The 23628-nt window shown below is 60.6% G+C and carries 19 protein-coding genes; 6 read left to right on the top strand and 13 right to left on the bottom strand.

Going from position 1 to position 23628, the window contains the following annotated elements:
• Positions 1 to 72: 72 nt before the first annotated feature.
• From HBO41_RS22815 to HBO41_RS22805, 3 genes are all read right to left on the bottom strand, one after another.
• Positions 73 to 1344 (bottom strand): autotransporter domain-containing protein, encoded by a 1272-nt coding sequence (locus tag HBO41_RS22815; protein ID WP_169987855.1) that lies wholly within the window; start codon positions 1342 to 1344, stop codon positions 73 to 75.
• A gap of 167 nt (positions 1345 to 1511) precedes the next feature.
• Positions 1512 to 2342, bottom strand: a complete 831-nt coding sequence (locus HBO41_RS22810) for an amino acid ABC transporter permease (protein ID WP_017135779.1) — start codon at positions 2340 to 2342, stop codon at positions 1512 to 1514.
• The gene (locus HBO41_RS22805; protein ID WP_099550230.1) at positions 2339 to 3160 is read right to left on the bottom strand and encodes an ABC transporter substrate-binding protein; all 822 of its coding nucleotides are present in this window, start codon (positions 3158 to 3160) and stop codon (positions 2339 to 2341) included. The genes HBO41_RS22810 and HBO41_RS22805 overlap by 4 nt, the downstream gene beginning before the upstream one ends.
• Before the next feature lie 112 nt (positions 3161 to 3272).
• On the opposite strand from HBO41_RS22805, the gene HBO41_RS22800 reads away from it, so the two are divergent.
• Entirely contained in the window at positions 3273 to 4172 is a 900-nt protein-coding gene (locus HBO41_RS22800; RefSeq protein ID WP_169987853.1) for a homocysteine S-methyltransferase family protein, read from the top strand.
• Positions 4173 to 4175: 3 nt separating this feature from the next.
• Here the strand turns inward: HBO41_RS22800 and HBO41_RS22795 are convergent, their stop codons facing one another.
• From HBO41_RS22795 to HBO41_RS22785, 3 genes are read right to left on the bottom strand one after another with little or no spacing between them, the layout of a single operon-like run.
• A complete protein-coding gene (locus tag HBO41_RS22795; protein ID WP_169987851.1) occupies positions 4176 to 4856 on the bottom strand; it encodes a GNAT family N-acetyltransferase in 681 nt (226 codons plus the stop codon).
• A 10-nt stretch (positions 4857 to 4866) separates the two neighbouring features.
• Positions 4867 to 5313 carry a GNAT family N-acetyltransferase gene (locus tag HBO41_RS22790; RefSeq protein ID WP_099550232.1) on the bottom strand — a complete coding sequence of 149 codons (447 nt, stop codon included), beginning with the start codon at positions 5311 to 5313 and terminating at the stop codon, positions 4867 to 4869.
• Positions 5310 to 5948 (bottom strand): FMN-binding negative transcriptional regulator, encoded by a 639-nt coding sequence (locus HBO41_RS22785; RefSeq protein WP_099550233.1) that lies wholly within the window; start codon positions 5946 to 5948, stop codon positions 5310 to 5312. Before HBO41_RS22785 ends, HBO41_RS22790 begins: the two co-directional genes overlap by 4 nt.
• Before the next feature lie 87 nt (positions 5949 to 6035).
• Here HBO41_RS22785 and HBO41_RS22780 point away from each other — a divergent pair, with 87 nt between their 5' ends.
• Positions 6036 to 7574 (top strand): PLP-dependent aminotransferase family protein, encoded by a 1539-nt coding sequence (locus HBO41_RS22780; RefSeq protein WP_099550234.1) that lies wholly within the window; start codon positions 6036 to 6038, stop codon positions 7572 to 7574.
• A 6-nt stretch (positions 7575 to 7580) separates the two neighbouring features.
• Here the strand turns inward: HBO41_RS22780 and HBO41_RS22775 are convergent, their stop codons facing one another.
• From HBO41_RS22775 to aspA, 7 genes are all read right to left on the bottom strand, one after another.
• Positions 7581 to 12203 carry a dermonecrotic toxin domain-containing protein gene (locus HBO41_RS22775; protein WP_169987849.1) on the bottom strand — a complete coding sequence of 1541 codons (4623 nt, stop codon included), beginning with the start codon at positions 12201 to 12203 and terminating at the stop codon, positions 7581 to 7583.
• Positions 12204 to 12576: 373 nt separating this feature from the next.
• Positions 12577 to 13668, bottom strand: a complete 1092-nt coding sequence (locus HBO41_RS22770) for a polyamine ABC transporter substrate-binding protein (RefSeq protein ID WP_169987847.1) — start codon at positions 13666 to 13668, stop codon at positions 12577 to 12579.
• Positions 13665 to 14699 carry a histone deacetylase family protein gene (locus HBO41_RS22765; RefSeq protein ID WP_169987845.1) on the bottom strand — a complete coding sequence of 345 codons (1035 nt, stop codon included), beginning with the start codon at positions 14697 to 14699 and terminating at the stop codon, positions 13665 to 13667. The genes HBO41_RS22770 and HBO41_RS22765 overlap by 4 nt, the downstream gene beginning before the upstream one ends.
• 132 nt (positions 14700 to 14831) lie before the next feature.
• Complete coding sequence (locus HBO41_RS22760) at positions 14832 to 15818, bottom strand: AraC family transcriptional regulator (RefSeq protein ID WP_099550238.1); 987 nt, start codon at positions 15816 to 15818, stop codon at positions 14832 to 14834.
• A gap of 50 nt (positions 15819 to 15868) precedes the next feature.
• Positions 15869 to 16846 carry an asparaginase gene (locus HBO41_RS22755; RefSeq protein WP_017135790.1) on the bottom strand — a complete coding sequence of 326 codons (978 nt, stop codon included), beginning with the start codon at positions 16844 to 16846 and terminating at the stop codon, positions 15869 to 15871.
• Between the two features lie 76 nt (positions 16847 to 16922).
• Positions 16923 to 18365 (bottom strand): sodium:alanine symporter family protein, encoded by a 1443-nt coding sequence (locus HBO41_RS22750; protein ID WP_138450575.1) that lies wholly within the window; start codon positions 18363 to 18365, stop codon positions 16923 to 16925.
• Between the two features lie 392 nt (positions 18366 to 18757).
• Positions 18758 to 20182 carry an aspartate ammonia-lyase gene (aspA, locus tag HBO41_RS22745; protein ID WP_017135792.1) on the bottom strand — a complete coding sequence of 475 codons (1425 nt, stop codon included), beginning with the start codon at positions 20180 to 20182 and terminating at the stop codon, positions 18758 to 18760.
• Positions 20183 to 20364: 182 nt separating this feature from the next.
• On the opposite strand from aspA, the gene HBO41_RS22740 reads away from it, so the two are divergent.
• The 4 genes from HBO41_RS22740 (at position 20365) to HBO41_RS22725 (ending at position 23564) form a co-directional block, all read left to right on the top strand.
• Positions 20365 to 21273: a LysR substrate-binding domain-containing protein gene (locus tag HBO41_RS22740; protein ID WP_043048142.1), complete on the top strand. Its 909-nt coding sequence runs from the start codon at positions 20365 to 20367 to the stop codon at positions 21271 to 21273.
• A gap of 350 nt (positions 21274 to 21623) precedes the next feature.
• The gene (gene purE, locus HBO41_RS22735) at positions 21624 to 22115 is read left to right on the top strand and encodes a 5-(carboxyamino)imidazole ribonucleotide mutase (protein WP_003195648.1); all 492 of its coding nucleotides are present in this window, start codon (positions 21624 to 21626) and stop codon (positions 22113 to 22115) included.
• Between the two features lie 12 nt (positions 22116 to 22127).
• Entirely contained in the window at positions 22128 to 23213 is a 1086-nt protein-coding gene (locus HBO41_RS22730; RefSeq protein WP_169987843.1) for a 5-(carboxyamino)imidazole ribonucleotide synthase, read from the top strand.
• A gap of 105 nt (positions 23214 to 23318) precedes the next feature.
• Complete coding sequence (locus HBO41_RS22725; protein WP_015886585.1) at positions 23319 to 23564, top strand: GlsB/YeaQ/YmgE family stress response membrane protein; 246 nt, start codon at positions 23319 to 23321, stop codon at positions 23562 to 23564.
• Positions 23565 to 23628 lie beyond the last annotated feature (64 nt).

The following is a 23628-nucleotide window of genomic DNA, read 5'->3' as shown; positions in this document are numbered from 1 at the left end:
GACACTACCGCTTAATCCTCGGGGGGGCAGGTGCTCCCCTTTTTTTTGCCTGAAATTTACCGATCGGCGCGGTTAAAAACTCATCTTCCACTCCCCCGTCAGGCCCTGGCTGCGGCTGTGGGTACCGGCATGGGCACTGTAGGTCAGGCCCACGCTGTGTTCGGTGGACAAGGCGAGGTCCAGGCCTGCTTGCATATCGAGGCTATTGCGGTCCAACGAGGTACCGGTGATGGTGAAACTGTCGATGATTCCCGGTGCGGCGCGAGTGGATTGGCGCACTTGGCTGTCGACTTCGCCGTAAAGATGCTTCCAACTGGTACTCACGTGGGGTGTGAGGCTCATCCGATTGTCGAACCGGTACACCGTGGCCAGCCGCAGGCCAAAGGTGCTGTTCAGGTTTTGCTGGGTTTGTGAGCCGACGTTCAGCGCGGTCACGCGGCCCTTTTCTTTAAAGCTGTCACGGTGGTAGCGCTGATAGCCCAGGCCTGCGAAGGGCTCTACCTGTACGTCGGCACTGCCCAATTGGTAGCCCAGCTCGGAAAACACTGTTTGGCTTTGAGCGTTGTAGTTGCCCTGGAGTTGCTCCTTGAAACCGAGCAAGTTGACGTCACGTTTGTTCTTGCCCGCGTGATCACTGTAGAACGCCCCCATGCGCAGGGCCAATGGGCCGTCCTGGCGCACGGCATAACCGCCAAGGTGCAAGCTGTCGAGTTCGCCTTTGAAACGTTGAGCTTGAAGCTCGCTGGTGGACTTGGCGCCCATAACACCGACTCGCCACGCGTCACCCACGGCCCAATCGGCGCCCAGCATCAGGCCTTTGGTGCCCTGTTTGAGCCCGTCGCTGCCGCCTTGTTTGTCGAGCTTGCCGCCGTTGCCCAGGCCTTGCACCCACAAATGGCCATCGCCATGACTGGGCAGCGTGCGCAGGGTTGCGAGCAATGAGTCGCTGATGTGCGCGGTGGCGTTTTGGGTCGCGCCAGCCAAGTTGGCATTTTGGCTGCCTGCCAGTTGCTCGAATGCGGCACCCAGGCCGCCTGGTTGTTGGGACAGTGCGTCAGCGGCTTTTTGCAGGCCTTTGATTTCTTCCGAGGTCAGGTCGCCGGCTTGCAGTGCACGTTGCAAAGCCGGTTTAAGCACTGCAGCCAGTTGCTGGCCGTTGTGAGTCGTCGCCTGGTCGAAGTAGCTGTCGATGGGCACGATTGGAGCCGGTGGCTGGTATTGCCAACGGTCATTGGAAAGATCCAGCTCGAATTGAAAAGGTGCAGCTGCGAAGGCAAACGGAGTACTGGCTACGCCAACAGCCAGGCTGATAGCGCGTGCAAGGTTTAGGACGGAGAAGGGCATGAAGTCATAGCCTCTGGTGAATGAGGCCGGGAATTTAGCGAGATGGCGGGGCGATAACTGTCAGGCTATCGACCCCTGATTTGCGGGAGTTGTCTCTACTGAGGTGCGATTAAAGCCGCATTTGCCTTAGGCTCGTCAGCGCGTGGTTGAGGCTGTTGCCTTAGGCATCACCCCCGCCGCACATAGCCTTTGCCGTAGTGACGCTCCAGGCGCGCCTGGATCAGTTCCAGCCCGAGGGACATCACCCAGTAAATGATCGCGGCGGTCGTGAGCATTTCGATGTATCGATAGCTTGATCGCCCGTACGACTGCGCCAGGAACATCACTTCCCACACGCCCATTACCGAGATCAGGGACGAGTCTTTGAGCATGGAGATGAACTGGTTGGTGGCGGGCGGCACGATGGTGCGCATGGCCTGGGGCAGGGTGACGTGCCAGAAGATCGCGCTGTCACGCATGCCCAGGGCCAGGGCGGCTTCTCGTTGGCCGTGGGGAACACCGAGGATGCCGGCGCGGAAGATTTCGCTCAGGTAGGCGCCGTAATTCAGTGAGAGCGCGATGATCCCGGCGACAATGGCGCCTGGTACCAGGCCCAGTTGGGGCAGGCCCAGATAAATCAGCAGGATCTGGATCAACAACGGCGTGCCGCGAAAGAACGAGGCGTAAAAACTCGCAATGCCAAAGGCCACGGCGCTTTTCGACAGGCGCCCCAGCGCGGTGATAAAACCCAGCACCGACGACGCGACTATCGAGCAAAGGCACAGAAACAGCGTCAGCGCTGCGCCTTGCAAAAACCCGTTCGGCGCCAGGTGCACGCCGACCAGGTTGGGCAGTTTGTCGAGGATGATCGAGAACTTCAGGTCAAAGCTCAGGAAGAAGCTGGCGAACAGGCAAAACAGCGCCGCCCACGTCAGGTACAACCGCGTACGAAAGCCAAAGAGTCGCTGTAGCCGCGATGCGTTCACCGGCGGCTTGGGAGGTGTCGGGAAGGCGGTCATTTGCTGATATCGGCGCCGATCCATTTTTGCGACAGCTTGCTCAAGGTGCCGTCCTGTTTCAACTGCGCGAACACTTCACGCACCTTGGCATCCCACTGCGGGTCACCTTTCTCGATGGCCACCGAATTGGGCTCGGCATACAGCGACTCACCGGCGAGCTTGAAGCGCTTGTCCTGATTCAGGCGCGGTTGGGCAGTGACCAGGTTGGTGAGGATCGCATCCAGGCGGACACCGGCGCCCAGGCCCAGGTCCTGGAAGGCGACGTTATCGGTGTCGTACGGGGCGATCTGCACATCCTCGAACGGGTACTGAAGTTGCGTATCTTCGGCGCCTTCGATCACCAGGTTCTTGTTCAGGTAGCTTTCATAGCTGGACGCGCTGGTGAGGCCGACTTTCTTGCCGCTGAGGTCTTTGGCGCCATGGATGCGCTCATCCTTGGCATTCACAACGATCACCGCAGGCGAGGCGTAGTACTCCACCGGGAAATCAAACACCTCGGCGCGGGCTTTGCTCGGGGTCATGGAGCAGATGCAAATATCGTAGCGGCCGCTCCAGCGACCTGCGGCAATCACATCCCAGGACGGCGTTTCCAGACGCAGCTTCACACCTAACTTCTGCGCGACTGCCTTGGCCACGTCGACGTCAAACCCATCGAGTTGGTTCTGCTCGTTGAGAAACGAGAACGGCGGGTAGCTTTCCATCAGCACGCCCACCAGTTCTTTCTTTTGCTCAACCCGGTCCAGGGTTGCACCGCCAAAGGCTTGGGTAGAGGCAGCCAGCATCGTCAGGCCCAGGGCCAGCAGCGGTTTAAGTTTCACAATCGACACCTGAATAAAAAAGGGTTGTTATTAACCAGACGGTACGCATTAAATAGTTATAAGAACGACTCTCATAGTGAGTTATTTTCATAAGCTTATGAGTAAAAAGCATATGGGCACAGTAAGCGCAGTAATTCTCGATGGTGGCATGGGCCGTGAACTGCAACGCCGGGGCGCGCCGTTTCGGCAGCCGGAGTGGTCGGCATTGGCGTTGAGCGAAGCGCCGCAGGCGGTAGAGGCGGTGCACACGGCTTATATCCAGAGCGGTGCCAACGTCATCACCACCAACAGCTACGCGGTTGTGCCGTTTCATATTGGCGAAGCGCGGTTTGCTGCCGAAGGCCAGGCGCTTGCGGCGTTGGCCGGTGAATTGGCGCGACGTGCGGTACAGGCTTCAAGCCAGACGGTGCGTGTGGCAGGCTCATTGCCGCCGCTGTTCGGCTCCTACCGGCCCGATTTGTTCGAGGCCGGCCGAGTCAGCGAACTGCTGACGCCACTGGTGAATGGCCTGGCGCCCCATGTCGACTTATGGTTGGCGGAAACCCAGAGTTCAATCGTTGAGGCACGGGCAATCCACGCCGGCCTGCCGCAGGACGGAAAACCGTTCTGGCTGTCGTTTACCTTGAAGGATGAAGACACCGATGAGGTGCCACGCCTGCGTTCTGGCGAACCGGTGGCAGAAGCGGCTGAAGCGGCCGCGCAACTCGGTGTGGCGGTGCTGCTGTTCAATTGCAGCCAGCCGGAGGTGATTGGCGCAGCCATTGATACCGCGCGCCAAACGTTTGAGCGCCTGGGGGTGAGCATTCAGATCGGCGCCTACGCTAACGCCTTCCCGCCGCAGCCCAAGGAGGCCACCGCGAACGATGGCCTCGACCCCCTGCGTGACGATCTCGACCCACCCGGCTACTTGCACTGGGCCGCCGATTGGCAGGCACGCGGTGCCAGCCATTTGGGCGGTTGCTGCGGGATTGGGCCGGAGCACATTGCCGTGCTCGCCCAGAAGCTGGCCTGAGGCTTAAATCGCCTGGCGACGACACTCCGCCAGGCCTTTCAGCTGACCAGAACCGGCCTGGTTCGCTTCGGACAACCACTCTTCAAAGCCTGCGCCCACGGTGGGCCATTCCGAATCCAGAATCGAATACCACGCGGTATCGCGATTCTGCCCCTTCACCACCATATGCTGGCGGAACACCCCTTCAAAGCTGAAGCCCAGTCGTTCGGCCGCGTATTTTGAGCGGGCGTTGCCGTTGTTGCACTTCCACTCCAGTCGACGGTAGCCCTGCTCGAACGCGTATTTGGCCAACAAGTACACCGCCTCGGTGCTTTTGGGCGAGCGTTGCATCGGCGCGCCGAAGGTGACGTGGCCGATTTCGATACGGCCCTGGGCCGGGACGATGGACATCAGGCTGAGGATGCCTTGCACATCGCCGCTGACGCGGTCGATCACGCTGAAAAAGTACGGGTCGCTGTTGGTTGCATGGTTGTTGAGCCAGGCATCGAACGTGGCGCGCTCCGGGAAGGGGCCGTAAGGCAAATAGTCCCAGAGTTTCGGATCGGCGCCCGGGCCTTCGAGGGCGCGGAACAGGCCGTCGGCATGCCGCGCCGGGTCGAGTTTTTCCAGACGGATAAAACGCCCTTCAAGCAGTTGAACCGTGGGCGCCGGGACGCCTTTCCAGTCGGCGGGTGAGATAGGCATGCTGCGCTCCTTAAAGACCTTTGCGAAATTGAATGAAACCCGGGCGTTCGGCGATGCGTTCGTACAGCGCAATCGCGGTGGCGTTGGTCTCGTGGGTCAACCAGTGCACCTTGGCACAGTTATCGGCCTTGGCGGTGGCGTAGACAAACTCGATCAACTTACGGCCCACGCCAGTGCCGCGCTGGGCTGGGTCCACCAGCAGATCCTGCAGGTAGCAGGAATTCTCGATGCTCCAGTTGGAGCGATGGTAGATAAAGTTGACCATGCCCACCGCCTTGCCGTCCTGCCAGGCGAGCGCCGAATGGGTCGGCTCGTTGGCATCGATCAGGCGTTGCCAGGTGCTTTGGCTGACGGCGTCCGGCAGTTCGGTTTCGTAGAACTTCAAATACGCCTGCCACAGCGGTAGCCACGCGACGTGGTCGGCGGCTGTTACTTGGCGGATGTCGATCTGACTCATTCTGAAACTCCTTGGGGAATAAAGCGCGCGAGGGTCTGGTCGCGCACATCAAGGCTGGCAGCCAGGCCTTCGCGCACGCCGGCAATATCGGCTGTGCTGCGGTTCTGGCTGAGTTTGCGCTTGCCGAGCAGGCGCTCGACGGGCAGCGCGAAGCCGACGATGGCCTTGAGCATGCCGTCAATGTAGTCGGCCGGGGCGTCGCTGACTTTCCATGGCTGGGCGCGGCTGCCTTCGTGGCGATCGGTGAGGGCGGTGACCACCGCGAGCAGACGCTCGGCGTCGGCAAATACCTCAGCCTTGCCGTAGGCATGCACGGCGATGTAATTCCAGGTGGGCACCACTTTGCCGTGCTCGGCCTTGGCCGGGTAAAACGCCGGGCTGACATAAGCGTCGGCACCGGCAAAAATCACCAAGGCTTCGCTGCCATTTTGCAGGTCACGCCATTGCGGGTTGGCCTTGGCCAAGTGCCCGTAGAGCGTGCCATTCGGGCCTTCATCGGGGTTGAGCAGCAGCGGCAAATGGCTGGCCTGCAGGCCTTGCTCACCAAAGGTCACCAACTGCGCCAGGCGGGTGTGCTGGATCAGTTGCTGCAGTTCAGGCAAATCATTGAGGGCAAAGGCGCGCGGTGTGTACATGGAAATTTTCCTTGGCGAATGCCTGCATCCTAGGCAGGCTAATGGTTCGTTGTAAGAGCCATCTGGCACCAATTTCATAGGTCCAATATGTCGCCCATCGCGCCGCCGCTGTCGTTCAACCCCGCAGGTATCGAGTTGGATCGCCGTCAGGGGCTGACGCGCCAACTCTATGAGGCCCTGCGCCAGCGCGTGCTGGACGGGCGACTGGTCAGCGGCACGCGATTACCCGCCAGTCGTGATTTGGCGGCGGCATTGTCGATTTCCCGAAACAGCGTGGTGCGCGCCTACGATCAGCTGTACGCAGAAGGGTTTATCGAAAGCCGGGTGGGTGACGGCACCTATGTGGCCCAACTGCCCACGGCAAAAAAACTATCCACAAAAGTATCCACAGGGTTTTCAACAGGGTTATCCCCAGCCTTATCCACAAAATGGGCGGATTTACCGGAAGATCTGGACAATGAAGTTATCCACAGGGCGGGCCTGGCACGGGTAAAAAACAACCACCTGGCTCACCCTCCGGCTGGACCGCCTCGGGCATTTCGAGTGGGTGTGCCGGCCTTCGACCTGTTCCCGTTTGATATATGGGCCAAGCTGAATGGGGCGTTCTGGCGCAAGCCGAACCTGGAACTGCTGTGCTATGGCGACCCGGCCGGTGACGATCGTTTGCGCGGTCTGATCGCTGCCTATTTGCGCAGTTCACGTGGCATGCAATGCACGGCTGAGCAAATTGTGATCACCAGTGGCGCACAGCAAGCGATTAGCCTTTGTGCACAGTTGCTGGTGGAGCCTGGGGACGGCGTGGCGGTGGAAAACCCCGGTTATCGCGCCGCCGGCCATGCGTTCGCCTTGGCGGGCGCTCGATTGCATGGCGTACCGGTAGATAGCGAGGGCCTGGATTGCCAGGTGCTCAACGCTCTGCATGATTGCCGTGTGGCCTATGTCACACCTTCCCATCAGTATCCGTTGGGCGTGGTGATGAGCCTGGCCCGGCGTCTGGAGTTGCTGGCCTGGGCCGAGCGTACGGGCGGCTGGATCGTCGAGGATGATTATGACGGAGAGTACCGTTACAGCGGTGCGCCGCTGTCGCCCTTGGCGGCGCTGGATCGCAGTGGCCGCGTGTTATACGTCGGCACCTTCGGCAAGGTGGCGTTCCCGGCATTGCGCCTGGGCTACCTGGTTTTACCACCGGCCCTTGTGCAAGCGTTTACCCGGCGCCGCGCTGTGGACATGCGCCACTCCGAAGTCAGTACTCAGGCGGTGATGGCTGAGTTTATGGCGGCAGGGCATTTCCAGCGCCACATTCGCCGGATGCGCCGCGCTGCGCTGAGCCGGCGCAATGCTTTGTTGGCCGGTTGGCCGGACGGGTTGCCTGGCGTCGGGGCCTTGCCCAGCGTTGCGGCCGGGCTGCATCTGACAGTGCGAGTGGACAGCCTTGCCCGCGAGCAGACGTTGCTCGCTCAGGCCCATGCGGCCAATGTTGAGATCAATGGTTTGAGTAGCTATTGGCTGGCGTGCACAAGCCCACCACCGGACCAGCGCGCAGGCCTGGTGATGGGGTTCGCCGCTGTGCCCGAGGCGGACATCGCACAGGCGCTGGCACGTTTGCGCCAGGCGTGGCAGGCATAAAGACCATCAGCTGTTGAAGAACAGCGACTTGGCCAATTGATCACCGATGCTGCTACGGTGGATTTCTATCATTTCCCAGTCACTGGGGCCGGTGCGTTGGCGAGAGCCACCAAGGCGCTGTTGTTCACGGGTTTTCAGGTGGCCCTTCTCGAATTTCTCAAGGGCGGCGCCTTTCGTTGCATAGTGAAAGTGCGCGTACCACAGCACAGTGTTGGTCTCTTTATCGCGTACTTCGTACTCGTCCAGATAGCCCTTAGGCGGCCCTTTGACGGCGCGGCGGCTGAAGGTTTTGCCGATCTTTATCAGCCCTTGGCTATGCAGCCACTCCACCCGCGCCGCAGTTGGCGGTTGCTGTTTGAGCATGTCTATGTAGGTTTTTCTACCCAGGCGATAAAGCCGCTGTGCTGCCTCGTTGAGGTTGCGCTTGGTCGAAGCGGCGGAAGTATGACCGCTTTCGGTGAGATTGCGCCGAGTCAGCGCTTGCTCGATATCGTTTGACGCGTCCTCCAGTTGTTTGCCGTAGGCGTCGAACATATCTTGGATGTCCTGGGGCGAATGCCAGGGTTTACGCGAAAAATCCCGGTACTTGTGGGTTTCAGCTCGCTCGCTGTCCAATAGCGTTTGCCCGGTGTTGATGCTGGTATCCAGGTCTACAGCGGCAGGCGCTGGCGCTGGCGGGCTGACCTTTTGCCGCTTGACCCAGACGCCTGGGGTTTTTTCATGAAACGTAGCGAGTACCTTGCCCGTCACGGACGCCCTGACATCGACCAGCGTGCTGTCGGCCTCTTGGGGCTGGGCTATTAAAGTGCCGTCGTAGCGTGTCTTGATGACTTTGCGCCGTGGCGCGGGCGGGGCTTTTGAGCTGCCGGGCTTGGGCTCCAGGGCTTTTTTCTCGCGCAGCAGTTGCGCCAGGTCGTGAATAGCCCGCTGGCTGAATTCGCCAATCTGCTGTCGAAAGCTTTCCAGGCGGGGTTTCAGCAGAAACTGCGGGTGCTCGGCATGCATGTCCAGCAGGCGTTGGTCTGCGCTGGAAAATTGCTCAACCAGGCTGTTGAGCACATCAATGCGTTCATCCAGCGTACCGCTGTCCCGTTTCATGATTTCATTGAAACTCTCGACGTTCAGTTCGGCTGTATCGACGCTCTGGTCCACCTGCTCTCGCAGCGTGGCAGGGATCTGGCTTTGCGCTTCATCGATACACAAGTAGCGACCCAAGCTGATTTCCAGAGATTTGAGCTCAGCGAGGGTGAGCAGTGGCAACTCGCTCAGGGTTTTTTGAATGACCGTTGCGCCGTCATCTCCCAGCACTTTGAGATCGCTGAAACGGTTGTTGATGAACTCCAGGCGCTTGATGATTGCCAGGTTCAAGGTGGACAGGGTTTGTGCGCTTCGCGCCTGGTTTTTATAGTCAATGTCTACTTCGGGGTCGAGGATCAGGGACGAAGCCTTCAAGGCCTCTTTATAGCCCACCAATTGTTGTTCCACGACTACCTGAGTCAGTTGTATTTGCTGTTTCAGGTATTCACTCATGTTGCTCTGATAGGTGGGCACGGCCTCGATGATGCTCAAGGACTTCAACTGACTGATCGCTTCATCGTACGCCGCCAGTCGGTTGTCGACGTTGCCTATGAACGCTGTACGCAGCAGGTCCGTGGAAGGGCCGGGGGCGGCGTCCAGTGCAGGCTTTGCCTTAAGCACGTCCAATTGTTTGCTGGTGGCGACCGCGTCGAAGGCGTTGAGCTGGGTCATGAGTGTTGCCACGCGCTCAGGCTGATCGACCTTGACCGCTCGCCGACGGTGTCGAAGACCTCCACCGCGCAGTCGCAAACGGACATCAACAAACCACTGGCCCGCCAGGTTGCCGATCAACGGCGGGCCCGTACGCAACGGTGCCTTCGGGTCAATGATGATGACACTGTCGTTGTCATCCACCCTTACCTCGAACCAACGCTCACCAACCGGTGCATACCACTTGTCTGCAAGTGGATACAGGTTCAAGTGGCGCCCGGGCGTTTTGTTTTGTTCGCCAAGTTTATCGGGTTTGGCGACGTTGAAGCCGTCAAGTGTCTTGGCCAGGCCCAAGCGGCTATGGCTCAGGGCCCCCAGGATGTGTACCGCGTCTTGATGCTTGGCGGGCAGTTGGCTGTCGGGAATATTTGCTTGTTGCACAGCAGTATATTTTTTCTCGGTGACGGGTGGTTTATCGGCAGTTTCGATCGTTGTTGACTCGGATTCAGTTTCGATCTTCGGCGCCTCGAACTGTTCCAGCGGGCGCGGATGGCGCAGGGCGATGTGCAGGGTCAGAGCCATGCCCAGGTTGAGGAATACATCGACTAACGCTGTCCACGAAGCTTGTTGATCCCCCTTGTTCACAGCCTCCTCGGTGGCTTGCAGGTCGTCCATGATTTGCCAGACCCAGGCGGCAATTCCGACGGTACGGCCCATGAACGGCAGGGCAGCGTTGAAGATTTGCCAGCCAGTGTGTCGAAACGTCGCCCAGCGTTTCTGCACATTGGACACCGACTGACGGTCCGCCAATTCGACCATGGCGGTGGCGTTGGCCTTGAACAGCATTGCCAGGGCGTCATTGCCCACTTCTTCATCGGTCAGGGTCACGGGGCCGCTCATGTACAGCACGGTAAGGGGTTCGACCAGGGCTCGCACCACCGTCCAGGGCGAGGGCAAGGTGTCCGGGAACACATATTGGGCGTAGTTGAAGCTTTGCGCTTGCGGCAGCCAGGCCAGCACCGATTCGCGCAAGGGGCGGTCATGTTTGATGGCGTACAGCAGGTTTTGCCGTGACGGGAATTGCATCAGCATCGGTTCCAGCAACGGGCGATAAAGCAGGCACGGACCGGCGCTGGCGTTCCTTGGACCGATCACGAACATATTGGCGACCACGTCGCGCTCATGGCCGGGGCGCAGGGTGGGCACGAAGGCCAGGGCGCGGATGACAATGGGCTGCCCGTCTACATGCCGGTCGTATTCATCGGCGTGCATCACGGCGGCAACGTAGCGGTAGCCGAGTTCATCAATTGCGCCCTGTTGGCGGATTTTCATTTGCAGGGCCAGCAGCGGCAGTTGCAGGCGCAGGTGGTTGATGTAGAGCTGCTGGCGGTGACTGGATTGCGCCGGGTCATCGAGCAGTTTCTGTTTGATCAGCACGGGATAGTGCTTGCCGATATCAACGTCTTCGATCAGGTCTTTCAAATAGCTGAAGGTCAGCCAACTGGGGACGCCATCGTCATTGCCGTTGTAGTGCACCGTGGTGTTGCCGGTGGGCAGGCCGGTGAGGTTGTCCAACGCCAGATCGATCAGGCTGCGACGGGTGATGTCCACGCTGCCCGGCACGACGAGCGTGCCCCACACCACCGGGCTTTCGATCACCACCTCGATTTTGTCCAGGTTCAGGCTCGCACCGTCTTTATGCGAGTGGATGCGGCTTTGCAGTTGTGTGCGGGCATAGTCGCGAATGGGGGCAATGCCGTCCCGGAATGTTTCGCCGTGATAATGGGTATGCAGTTGGGCCAGGTCGATCATGTAGCGGCTATAGGCGGCGGTGTCCGAGTCCGACGCCGAAGCCAGCCAGTCGGGCAGTTGATGATGAACGTCTCGGATACTCGAGAGTTGGTGATCGCTCATCTCTTCGATGCTGGGCACAATGCGGGCGACGGTGGCCGGGCTTGCCTGCTCCTCTGCCGGCTCCTCGACAAAGGCCTGGCCGTAACTGCCGATGGCGCGGATTTGTAGTTCGATCAGAGTACAGGCCAGTGTGTCGAAAAAGTTGCCATCGGGTTCATACAGGCGCCATTGCAACGTGGTATCGCGCTTTGGCGCACTCAACCGGGCGGGCAGCGAGGCGCCGAATGTTTCAAGTGACTCAAAGGTTTCGTAACCGCTTACCAGCGAGTGCGTCAGGATCAATGGGCGTTTGTCATGCTCGCCAACCAACACGGCGATGTCCATGAAACTGACGTGGGTGGACTCGCCGTCCCGGAGTAGATCGACATCAACCAGGTAGGCGTGACTCTTGTAGCGATCATTCAACGAGCGTCTGTCCCGGTCGGGTTTCTGGAACACTCCACGGGCCATGGCCGCTTGGTGCTCATCCAGGCCTTGCTCTTCGGTGACGTTCCACACTTTCCTCAGCGAGTTGGAAAACGTCTGCCAGCGTGGTCCGCTGCTACCGTTGGAGGCGTTCCAGAAGTTAAGTTGCTGTTCCTGAAAAGCGATGAACAGAAAGTCGGATAACTCATTGATCAAGCGCGCGATGGCATCGATCTTCACCTCAAGGTGCACAGGCGCCGCCGCGTACGGCTGCAAAGTGAGGAAGTGCTCGCCATCGATGTAAGTTACCCGCTCGCGGGACAGCGCTTGATGAGCCAGCACTGAGGTCAGGGATTGAAGAACGGCTGGCGCCGGTTCGACAGTGCTGCCCACGACATTCCAGCGAGGGCTGACCACCATGGCCAGGTCGGGGTCGATATTGAGGGTGGGGTAGAGTTCTTTGAGTGCCGCGCGCAACGTGGTGGCGGCGACCTCGTGGGTGGTGGGCCCGGTGGTTAACTGGGTGAGCAGTTCATAGGTGCTGGGTGGGCGATGATTGTTGTTAAGTAGATCGTTGGGCATGTGTTGCTCCGCTGCAATCGCTAGCCTGGACGGGCGTTGAGGAGGTGCAAGGTAGCGATGGCCGTTGCCGGGAGGACGGTAGATAAATAGCGGTGGCGCCGCTAAATCAGATCAGACGCACTCGCTCGTGAAGGGCCGGTAGAGAGCTGGGTGAGCAGCGCTATCCGTGCATCCGGACGCGGTGTGTTGGTGGGCGTGGTGCTTGAAGCGAGGGCGTTCATGATGAGGCTTCCCTGTCTGGCCGTTTGGTGGAACTAGCCTGAGGTAAAGGCCAGGCGTTCCATGCCAGGGCGCGGCCACACAGAGAGGCGGTGCTTAGATAGGCCCACCTTCACGAGCGCATTCGAAGGCGCCCGTCAAACACCAAGGTGCTTCAGGTGCCGGATTTGATCTTGGTCCAGGCCCTTGTTCTGGCGCGTTCGGCTTTGCTGTCCAGAGGTTTAAGGGTGTAGAGCGTGGCCATGGCGGTGTCGGTCGGATACAAGTTGGGATTGTGGCGAATGGCAGGGTCGACGCTCTCGGTAGCGTCCTTGTTCGGATTGGGATAGCCGACAAAGTCACTGATGGGCGCGATCACTGTGGGTTGCAGCAGGTAGTTGATGAAGGTGTAGGCGTCGTCCGGATTTTTAGCGCCTTTGGGGATGGCGAGCATGTCGAACCAGATGGGCGCACCCTCTTTGGGTAGACGCATGTCCACGGTCACGCCATTTTTGGCTTCTTTGGCACGGTTGGCGGCCTGGGAGAAACTGCCTGAATAACCCACCGCCACACAAATATCACCGTTGGCGATATCGGCCATGTACTTGGAGGAGTGAAAGTAGGTGATGTACGGGCGGATCTTCATCAGCAGCGCTTCGGCCTTGTCGTAGTCCTTGGGGTTGCTGCTGTTGGGGTCCAGGCCCAGGTGCTGCAAGGCCAGTGGCAGGATCTCGGAGGGCGAGTCCAACAGCGCCACACCACATTGCTTGAGCTTGCTGATGTTCTCTTCCTTGAAGATCAAATCCCAACTGTCGACCGGCGCTTTGTCGCCCAGGGCGGCCTTGACCTTGGCCGGGTTAAAGCCAATGAGGATGGTGCCGTACATGTAAGGCACGGCGAATTTATTACCGGGGTCGTTGGCTTCGATCAGCTTCATCAGCTTGGGGTCGAGATGGTTCCAGTTTGGCAGCTTGCTGCGGTCCAGCGGCTGGAACACGCCGGCTTCGATCTGCTTGGCCAGGAACACGTTGGACGGTACCACCACGTCATAGCCGGAATTGCCGGTGAGCAATTTGGCTTCCAGCGCTTCGTTGGTGTCGAAGATGTCGTAGACCAATTTGATCTTGGGGTTCTGCGCCTTGAAGTCTTCCAGGGCTTTGGGCGTGATGTAGTCGAACCAGTTGTAGACCTTGAGGGTTTTCTCTTCGGCGTGGGCCGCACCGCTGATGACGGCGGCGCAGAGGACGAGTGACTTGAGCCTGTTCATTGGGCTGCTCCTTCAAAACCTTCGAGGACGTTGACGGCGTTGATGCCGATTTCTTCCACTGCGTAGCCGCCTTCCATCACAAACAGCGTGGGCTTGCTCAGCCGGGCGATGCGCGCGCCCATGGCCAGGTAGTCCGGGCTGTCGAGCTTGAACTGCGAGATAGGGTCGTCCTTGAACGTGTCCACGCCCAGGGACACGACGATGATGTCGGCGCCGTAGCGCTCGATCTGGGCGCAGGCTTCTTCCAGTGCGGCACTCCAGGCTGCCCAACCGGAACCGGCCGGCAGTGGATAGTTGAAGTTGAAGCCTTCGCCTTCACCTTCGCCCAGCTCGTCGGCATAGCCCAGGAAGAACGGAAACTCCGCCTCCGGGTGGCCATGAATCGAGGTGAACAACACGTCGTTGCGTGCGTAAAAAATCGACTGGGTGCCGTTGCCGTGGTGGTAATCCACATCCAGGATCGCGACGCGCTTGTGGCCCTGGTCGAGGAAGGCCTGGGCGGCAATGGCGGCGTTGTTGAGGTAGCAATAACCGCCCATCAAATCGCCCGCAGCATGATGCCCAGGTGGGCGGCACAGGGCGAATGCACTCTGGGCGCCGTTCTGGATGGCCTGCTGCGCCGTGAGGGCCACTTGCGCCGCGCTGTAGGCCGCTTGCCAGGTGCCGGCGGTAATTGGCGCGCCGCCGTCGAAACTGTAATAGCCCAACTGGCCATGCAGGCTTGTGGGGATTACCCGGCGCAGCGTGCGCGCGGGCCAGGTGTAGGGCAGCAAGTCGCCCTCCTGGCCGTACTCGGTCCAGCGCTGCCAGGCGCCTTGGAAGAAGTCGAGGTAGTCGTGGCTGTGGATACGCTGCAGCGGTGCCAGGCCGAAATCCTGCGGCGCGTGTACCGGGCCCAGTTCGCGGTCTTTGACCCGTTGCAACACGTGGTCGGCGCGCGAGGGCATTTCAAAGCAGGGCATCAGTTGCCCGTCCATCAATTCACAGCGGCCATGGTGCAGGTGGTGATCGTCCGAGTAGATCGTCAGCATTTGTTGTTCTCCGCAGGCTGTATCGGTGGGTCCAGTCTTGCGGCGGGCGTGCTTTAAGAGAACGGCAGGAGCGGCCAAAAGGGGATAATTATGGCCAAATTATCTGTCCTGAATTCGCCCCTCAATGAAGCATCATGCGCGAAATTGGCTCGGCGCCACGCCACTCCAACGCACAAAGGCATGCCTGAAACTTGCCGTTTCGCTGAAGCCCAGTGCCTCGGCAATCCGGTAAATCGGCCAGTGGTCCTCAGCCAGCAGTTGCTTGGCGCGCTCGAAACGCAGCTCGTCCAGCAGCTCCTGGTAGCTGCAGCCCAGGTCATGCAGATGCCGGCGCAGGGTGCGTGCCGAACAGTTCATCTGCTCGGCCAAGCCCTCCAGGCCCGGCGCGGCGTTGAGCTGTGCGGCGAGCAGCTGGCGAATTCTGCCGAGCCAGGCCTGGCGCCCGGTGAACTCCAGGTTTTGTTTGCGGCAACGCTCGGCCATCGCCTGGTGAGTAATGGCGTCGGCCAGGGGCAGCGGCTGGTCCAGCCAGTGTTTGTCGAAGGCAAAGGCATTGGCGGTGGCCTGAAATTGCAGCGTGCAGGGGAAGCGCTCGGCGTAGCGCATGCGATAGTCGGGGGCATCATGTTCAAAGCGCGCAGCCAGTAAGGGCAGAGGCTGGCCGAGCAGGTCGTCGCAGATCACTTTCAATGACGCCAGGCACAGCTCGACGTTGAACATTTCCAGGCTGGGGTTTTCCCGGTAGTCGCCGGCGGTGAACCAGATTCGCTCACCGTCCTCTTCAAGGCTCAACTCGAACAGTGTTCCCAGCAGCGCCGGATACCGCAGGGCCAGTCGCAATGCGTCACCAAAGGTGGCACTGGTGAGCAGGGCGTAACCGAGCATGCCGTAGGCCGACACATGCATTTGTGCGCCCAGCTCCAGGCCGACATCGCGGCGCAGGGCCACGGCATTGGCGCACACGCGCATTTCCTGATTGGTGGTGATGCGCGTGTCGGCCCGGGTCAAGTCCGCCGCACAGATGCCGCTGCCGGCCAGCAGTGCCTCATGGGGCAAACCTTTGAAGGTGTTGAGCACCAGCGAAACAGCATTGAGGGTGGTGAGGTGGGAATGCAGCATGGAAACTTCCAGCCAGGGGATGGCTGGAAGTGGAGCAAGTTACATGCCGGTCAGCTCAGTTCGCCGCACAGGTCCAGTTCCACCAGGCGGCGCACTTCACTGGCCTCAAGCCCGGCGCCGAGCAGGGCATTGAGCTTGCCGAACGCCGCTTCACGGGTCATGCCGCCACCGGACAGCACGCCCACGCCGCGCAGGCGGCTGCCGGCTTCGTACACGTCCAGTTCCACGCCGCCTTCATGGCATTGAGTGATTGCCACGACGGTTACACCCAGTTCCTGCGCACGCTTGAGGCTGGCGAGAAAATCAGGGTTATCGCTCGGCCCGGTGCCGCTGCCGAAGCATTCCAGCACCAGCGCCTGGATGCCGCTGTCGATCAACGCGTTCAGTTGCGCGGCGGCGATGCCCGGCACCAGCGGCAATACGCCGACATTGGCCAAGGCTTTGGGCTGGCGGTAATGCAGGGCGGCCGGGATCATGTCGGCCTGGGCGACGCCGCCATTGCGCTGCAGGGCCGCAAACGGGTGGCGACCGAAGCTGCGGATTTTCGCGCAACGGGTCGGCGCCATCAGCGCGCCGTGGAAGTACAGCTGCACGCCCGGCGCCAGGCCTTCGCCCAGCGCGGTCAACGCGCCGCTGACGTTTTCCCAGGCATCGCTGTCGGGCACGCCGGCCGGCAGCATGGAGCCGGTGAAGACTACCGGCGCCGGCAGGCCCAGCAGTTGAAAGCTCATGGCTGCCGCGCTGTAGGCCAGGGTGTCGGTGCCGTGCAGGATCAGCACCGCATCGCAGCCTGCGTCCACGGCCTCAACCACGGCGCTGCGCAGATGTTGCCAGTAGGTGGGCGTCATGTTGGCGCTGTCGATCAGTGGCGACATCTCTTGAAAGCGCCAGGTGGGCACTGCTGCATCGGCGAGCTGTTCGCGCATGCGCGCCTCAAAACCCGACGCAGGCGCCAGGCCGTTGGCGCTGGCCTGCATGCCAATGGTGCCGCCGGTGTAGAGCACCATCACGTTGTTAGCTGGTTGCATGAAAAATCTCCTGAACGAAAAACGCCGCCGGGCCCAGAGCATGCCCAAGGCCGGGCGGCGTGTCATCTAGCGGTGATTAACGTTGCGCTTGAGCGCTCAGTTCAGCCGAGGTGACTTCTGCCTTTGCCGGGTTGGCCGGCCAGGCCTTGCGGTCCAGGTCCAGGTCAGGGAACTGGCTGGAGTCGAACACCGGCGTCTTGATGCCTGCGGCACGCTGGTTGTCGTAGTCATTGAGGATGCGCATGGCAATCTTGAACAGGAACGCCAGGGCGAACAGGTTGACGAACGCCAGCAGGGTCATGGTGATGTCGGCGAAGGCGAACACGGTGCTCAGGTTCTCGATCGAACCCCAGAAAATCAGCACCAGCACCAGCGCACGGTAGCCCATCAGCACCTTGCGGTTGTTACCCACCAGGAAGCGCAGGTTGCTCTCGCCGAGGTAGTAGTTGTACATGATCGAGGTGAACACGAACAACGCCAGGGCCACCGAGATGAACATCCGGCCCCAGTCACCGACCACCGCCGCCAGGGAGTTCTGGGTCAGGGCAATGCCGTCGCCTTCAAAACCTGGGGTGTAGAAACCGGAGAGCAGGATCAGCAACGCGGTGCAGGTACAGATCACGAAGGTGTCGAGGAACACGCTGAACGCCTGCACCACGCCTTGGGCGATCGGGTGTTCTACCGAGGCCACTGCCGCCACGTTAGGCGCACTGCCCAGACCGGCTTCGTTGGCGAACACGCCGCGCTTCACACCCATGATGATCGCGCTGCCCACCAGGCCACCGAAGGCTTGGTCGAGGCCGAAAGCGCTTTTGACGATGGTCGCGAGCATGGCCGGCACGTGGTCGAATTGCAGCACGATCACGTACAGGGTCACAGCGATGTAGACCAGGGTCTTGACCGGCACCAGCAGGTCGGCAATCGAAGCGATGCGCTTGATCCCGCCGATGAACACCAGGCCCAGCAATACCGCCAGCGCCAGGCCGGTGTAGGTGGTGTCCAGGCCAAAGGCGTTGTTCAGCGAGTGAGTCACGGCGTGGGCTTGCAGGCCGTTGAAGGCGAAACCGAAAGTCACCAGCAACAGGAACGCCATGACCATACCCAGCCAGCGCTTCTGCAAGCCGTGCTGGATGTAATACGCCGGGCCGCCACGGTAGGTGCCCTCGGCATCGGTGCGCTTGTACAACTGGCCGAGGGAGCACTCGATAAAGCTCGAGGACATGCCCACCAGCGCGGTGACCCACATCCAGAACACGGCACCCGGGCCACCCAGGGTCACGGCAATGCCGACACCGGCGATGTTACCGGCACCCACGCGGCCGGCCAGGCTGAGCATCAGCGCCTGGAAGGAACTGAGCTGGCCGGCGCTGCTCTTCAGGCTGTCTTTGAACACCGAGAACATGTGGAAAAAGTGACGCAACTGTACGAAACGCGAGCGGATCGTGAAATAACCGCCGAGCCCGACAATGAGCACGATCAGTACTTTCCCTGAGAGGAAGTCGTTGATGACTTCGAGCATGGAGTGTTCCTCGCTGATTTTTCTAATGGCAAACGCAGGACGGTCCGACGCGTCGCTCAGCACCAGGCAGTGCACGACGCTTCGCCCCAATCCTTTTGCGGGTGTTGTTATTCATGCGCTTTCGCGATGTCTGCGGGCCTCGTTACCGACGGCCGCAGACGCGAAGAGGGGCGGCACTATACCTAGGCGAGCGTGATCCGTCTGCACGGGGCGATTAAAGGTTTCAGCCAGGCGGTTGCAGGCAAGGAGGGTTTGCAGGGCGATATTGGATTTTTTATGGGCGTCATTTCACAACCTTGGGGCAAAAAAAAGGGCCTGAAGAACGAGCCTTCAGGCCCTCAAAAGGTGAGAGGTGTCTAGTCCCTCAACCTGGTGAGCGGTGCATCAAACGCTTAGGCCTTCAGCGGGACCAAACGTGGAGCAATCATGTTTTCGGGGCGCAGGATGTCGTCGAGCATGGCGTCGTCGAGCAAGCCTTCTTCGCGCACCAGTTCCAGCACGCCGCGGCCGCTTTCGAGGGCGATACGCGCAATGCGGGTGGCGTTTTCATAGCCGATGTACGGGTTCAGCGCGGTGACCAGACCGATGGAGTGTTCCACCAGTTCGCGGCAACGGGCTTCGTTGGCGGTGATGCCAACGATGCAGTGTTCGCGCAGCATGTCCATGGCGCGTTGCAGCAGGCGGATCGAGTCGAAGATCTTGAAAGCGATCAGCGGCTCCATCACGTTCAACTGCAGTTGGCCGCCTTCGGCTGCCATGGTCAGGGCCAGGTCGTTACCGATAACCTGGAACGCGACCTGGTTCACGGCTTCCGGGATCACCGGGTTAACCTTGCCGGGCATGATCGAGCTGCCTGGCTGGCGTGCCGGCAGGTTGATCTCGTTGATGCCGGTGCGTGGGCCGCTGGACAGCAGACGCAGGTCATTGCAGATCTTCGACAGCTTCACCGCAGTACGCTTGAGCATGCCGGAGAACAGCACGAAAGCGCCCATGTCGGAGGTGGCTTCGATCAGGTCGGCAGCCGGAACCAGCGGCTGGCCGCTGATCAGCGCCAGGCGTTGTACGGCCAGGGCCTGGTAACGCGGGTCGGCGTTGATGCCGGTGCCGATGGCGGTGCCGCCCAGGTTCACTTCGGTCAGCAGCTCTGGCGCCAGGGTTTTCAGGCGCGCCAGGTCTTCACCCAGGGTGGTGGCGAAGGCGCGGAATTCCTGGCCGAGGGTCATCGGCACGGCATCTTGCAATTGGGTACGGCCCATTTTCAGCACGTGGCCGAACTCGACGCCTTTGGCGGCGAACGCCTGGATCAGGCTGTCGAGGCTGGCCAGCAGCGCGTCATGGCCCAGCAGCAGACCCAGGCGGATCGCGGTTGGGTAGGCGTCGTTGGTCGACTGCGCCATGTTCACGTCGTTGTTGGGGTGCAGGTACTGGTACTCGCCCTTGTTGTGGCCCATGGCCTCCAACGCGATGTTGGCGATGACTTCGTTGGCATTCATGTTGGTCGAAGTGCCAGCGCCGCCTTGAATCATGTCCACCACGAACTCTTCGTGGAAATCGCCGCGGATCAGACGGGCACAGGCTTCGCTGATGGCAGCGTGCTTGGCTTCGCTGAGCTGGCCCAACTCGCGGTTGGCGTCAGCGGCTGCTTGCTTGACCATTGCCAGGCCGACCACCAATTTCGGGTAATGCGAAATCGGAACGCCCGAGAGGCGGAAGTTGTTCACCGCTCGCAGGGTCTGGATGCCGTAATACGCTTGAGCCGGTACTTCGAGTACGCCAAGCAGGTCTTTTTCTGTGCGGAATGATGCAGCGGAGGACATGACGGAAATCATCTCGATATGGACCCGGAACAGGCCGGAACGCTGCGAATGCTAGGCTTGTAGAAGTTTTTGGGCCAATGCTGTTAAACACTGGCCTATGCACAAACGGCATAATGTTGATGTGACCCGGTTATCATGGCGGGCGTGTGTGCCAAAATGGTGCGTGTCCGTGGGAGGAAGCGATGAACCTTGAGAGCAAATGGCTGGAAGACTTCAGCGCCCTGGCGGCAACCCGCAGCTTTTCCCAGGCAGCGGAGCGGCGCTTTGTCACCCAGCCAGCGTTCAGCCGGCGTATCCGTAGCCTTGAAGCCGCGTTGGGCCTGACGTTGGTCAACCGTTCGCGCACGCCCGTCGAGCTGACGGCGGCGGGGCAGTTGTTCCTGGTCACCGCGCGCACGGTGGTCGAACAGCTCGGTGAAGTGCTGCGCCATTTGCATCACCTGGAAGGTGGGCAGGGCGAAGTCATGCAAGTGGCGGCCGCGCACTCCCTGGCATTGGGCTTCTTCCCGCGCTGGATCGCGCAACTGCGTAACGAGGGCCTTAACATCGCGACCCGACTGGTCGCCACCAACGTTGGCGATGCAGTGCACGCCCTGCGCGAAGGCGGCTGCGACTTGATGCTGGCGTTCTACGACCCGGATGCGGCCATGCAGATGGACGCGGAAATCTTCCCGTCGCTGCACCTGGGCAACACCGAGATGCTCCCGGTGTGCGCCGCCGACGCCGACGGCAAACCGCTGTTCGACCTGGAGGGTGAGGGCAGCGTGCCGTTGCTGGCCTACAGTGCCGGCGCCTTTCTCGGGCGCTCGGTAAATTTGCTGCTGCGCCAGCGCGCCCTGCGTTTCACCACCATTTACGAAACTGCCATGGCAGACAGTCTCAAGAGCATGGCCCTTGAAGGCTTGGGTATCGCCTGGGTGCCGCAGTTGAGCGTGCGTGCCGAACTGGCACGTGGCGAACTGGTGGTGTGCGGCGGCCCGCAATGGCATGTGCCGCTGGAGATTCGTCTGTATCGCTGCGCGTTGGTGCGCAAGGCGAACGTGCGGCTGCTATGGCGCAAATTGGAAGGCGGGGCTGCACAAAGCACCTGAGCGCAATGCAGATCAACTGTGGGAGCTGGCTTGCCTGCGATGCAGGCGCCTCGGTACATCAGCCATAAGTGAGGTGATGCTATCGCAGGCAAGCCAGCTCCCACATTGACCCTTTTTCTCAGGGGAAATTTGCGCCGGTTTCGCTGACTTAGAAGTCAATAAAACCGCCACTTTGCGCCGTAAGACAGATGGTCATTCCAGGGGCTGTTTATCTGGATTATTACGGTATACTGCGCGGCCTTCGGCCGGTCCAACCGGCCTTAATTCGTACACCAAGCCACGCCGGATTTCCCGCGTGGCTTGTTGTTTTTTGACGCGCCTGCGGGCGCCCAGAGAGAAGAGGCACGACGATGAGTGCATTGGTTGGCGTGATCATGGGCTCCAAGTCCGATTGGTCCACCCTTAGCCACACCGCCGATATGCTGGAAAAACTCGGCATTCCGTATGAAGTGAAAGTGGTCTCTGCCCACCGCACCCCGGATTTGCTGTTCCAGTATGCCGATGAAGCAGAATCCCGTGGCATCGAGGTGATCATCGCCGGTGCCGGCGGTGCGGCGCACCTGCCAGGCATGTGTGCGGCCAAGACCCACCTGCCGGTGCTCGGTGTGCCGGTGCAGTCGTCGATGCTCTCGGGCGTGGATTCGCTGTTGTCCATCGTGCAGATGCCGGCCGGTATTCCGGTGGCTACATTGGCAATCGGCAAGGCCGGCGCGATCAACGCTGCGTTGCTGTCCGCCAGCATCCTGGGCGCCAAGCACCCGCAGTTCCATGCGGTGCTGAAAAAATTCCGTGCTGAGCAGACAGACAGCGTGCTGGACAATCCAGACCCACGTATCGCCTGAAGGTATTGATTGATGAAAATCGGTGTAATCGGTGGCGGCCAACTGGGTCGCATGCTGGCCTTGGCGGGCACCCCGCTGGGGATGAACTTCGCTTTCCTGGACCCGGCGCCGGACGCCTGCGCCGCTGCCCTGGGTGAACACCTGCGCGCTGACTACAGCGACCCGGACCATCTGCGCCAACTGGCCGATGAAGTCGACCTGGTGACCTTCGAATTCGAAAGCGTCCCGGCCGAAACCGTGGCCTTCCTGTCGCAGTTCGTGCCGGTGTACCCGAGCGCCGAAGCCTTGCGCATCGCGCGTGACCGCTGGTTCGAGAAGAGCATGTTCAAGGACCTGGGTATCCCGACCCCCGCCTTCGCCGATATCCAGTCCCAGGCGGACCTTGACGCCGCCGTTGCCAGCATCGGCCTGCCAGCCGTGCTCAAGACCCGCACCCTGGGTTATGACGGCAAGGGCCAGAAAGTCCTGCGCACTGCTGCCGATGTGGTCGACACTTTTGCCGAACTGGGCAGTGTTGCCTGCCTGCTGGAAGGCTTTGTGCCGTTCACCGGTGAAGTTTCTCTGATCGCTGTGCGCGCCCGTGACGGCGAGACCCGCTTCTACCCGTTGGTGCACAACACTCACGACAGCGGCATTCTCAAGCTGTCCGTGGCCAGCACCGACCACCCGCTGCAGGCCCTGGCCGAAGACTATTCCAGCCGCGTGCTCAAGCAGCTGGATTACGTCGGCGTGATGGCGTTCGAGTTCTTTGAAGTCGACGGCGGCCTCAAGGCCAACGAAATAGCCCCGCGCGTGCACAACTCCGGGCACTGGACCACCGAAGGTGCCGAGTGCAGTCAGTTCGAAAACCACCTGCGGGCGGTGGCGGGCTTGCCGCTGGGTTCCACAGCGAAGGTCGGCGAGAGCGCCATGCTCAACTTTATCGGCGCAGTCCCGCCGGTAGAAAAAGTCATCGCCATTGATGACTGCCACCTGCATCACTACGGCAAGGCTTTCAAGGCCGGGCGTAAAGTTGGCCACGCCAACCTGCGTTGCAAGGACCGTGCGACCCTTGAGGCGCAGATCCTCAAGGTCGAAGCATTGATCGCCGAGCAATAACCTTGAGGGCGGCGGGAACCATTGGTTATCGTCGCCTCTCTGATTGCAGGACGCTAAAGTCTGACTAGGCTTTTGTGTAGTTCACATCATTCAGAGGGAAATGCCATGGGTATCATCGGAACCATCTTTATCGGCTTGATCGTCGGCCTGCTGGCGCGCTTCCTCAAGCCTGGCGACGACAGCATGGGCTGGATCATGACCATCCTGCTGGGTATCGCAGGTTCCCTGGTCGCCACCTACGGTGGTCAGGCCCTGGGCATCTACCAGGCGGGTCAAGGCGCGGGCTTCCTCGGCGCGCTGATCGGCGCCATCGTGCTGCTGGTGATCTACGGCCTGCTGAGAAAGAAATGATCTAAGCGACAAAGCCCTCTGCGCTGCGCAGGCGCAGAGGGCTAGAATGCTCGGCATCTGAACT

It is taken from the genome of Pseudomonas sp. WS 5146 (assembly GCF_012985495.1).
Lineage (GTDB): Bacteria > Pseudomonadota > Gammaproteobacteria > Pseudomonadales > Pseudomonadaceae > Aquipseudomonas > Aquipseudomonas edaphica.
The sequence above is the reverse complement of the archived record's forward strand: the minus strand, read 5'-3'. Positions and strand labels throughout refer to the sequence as shown.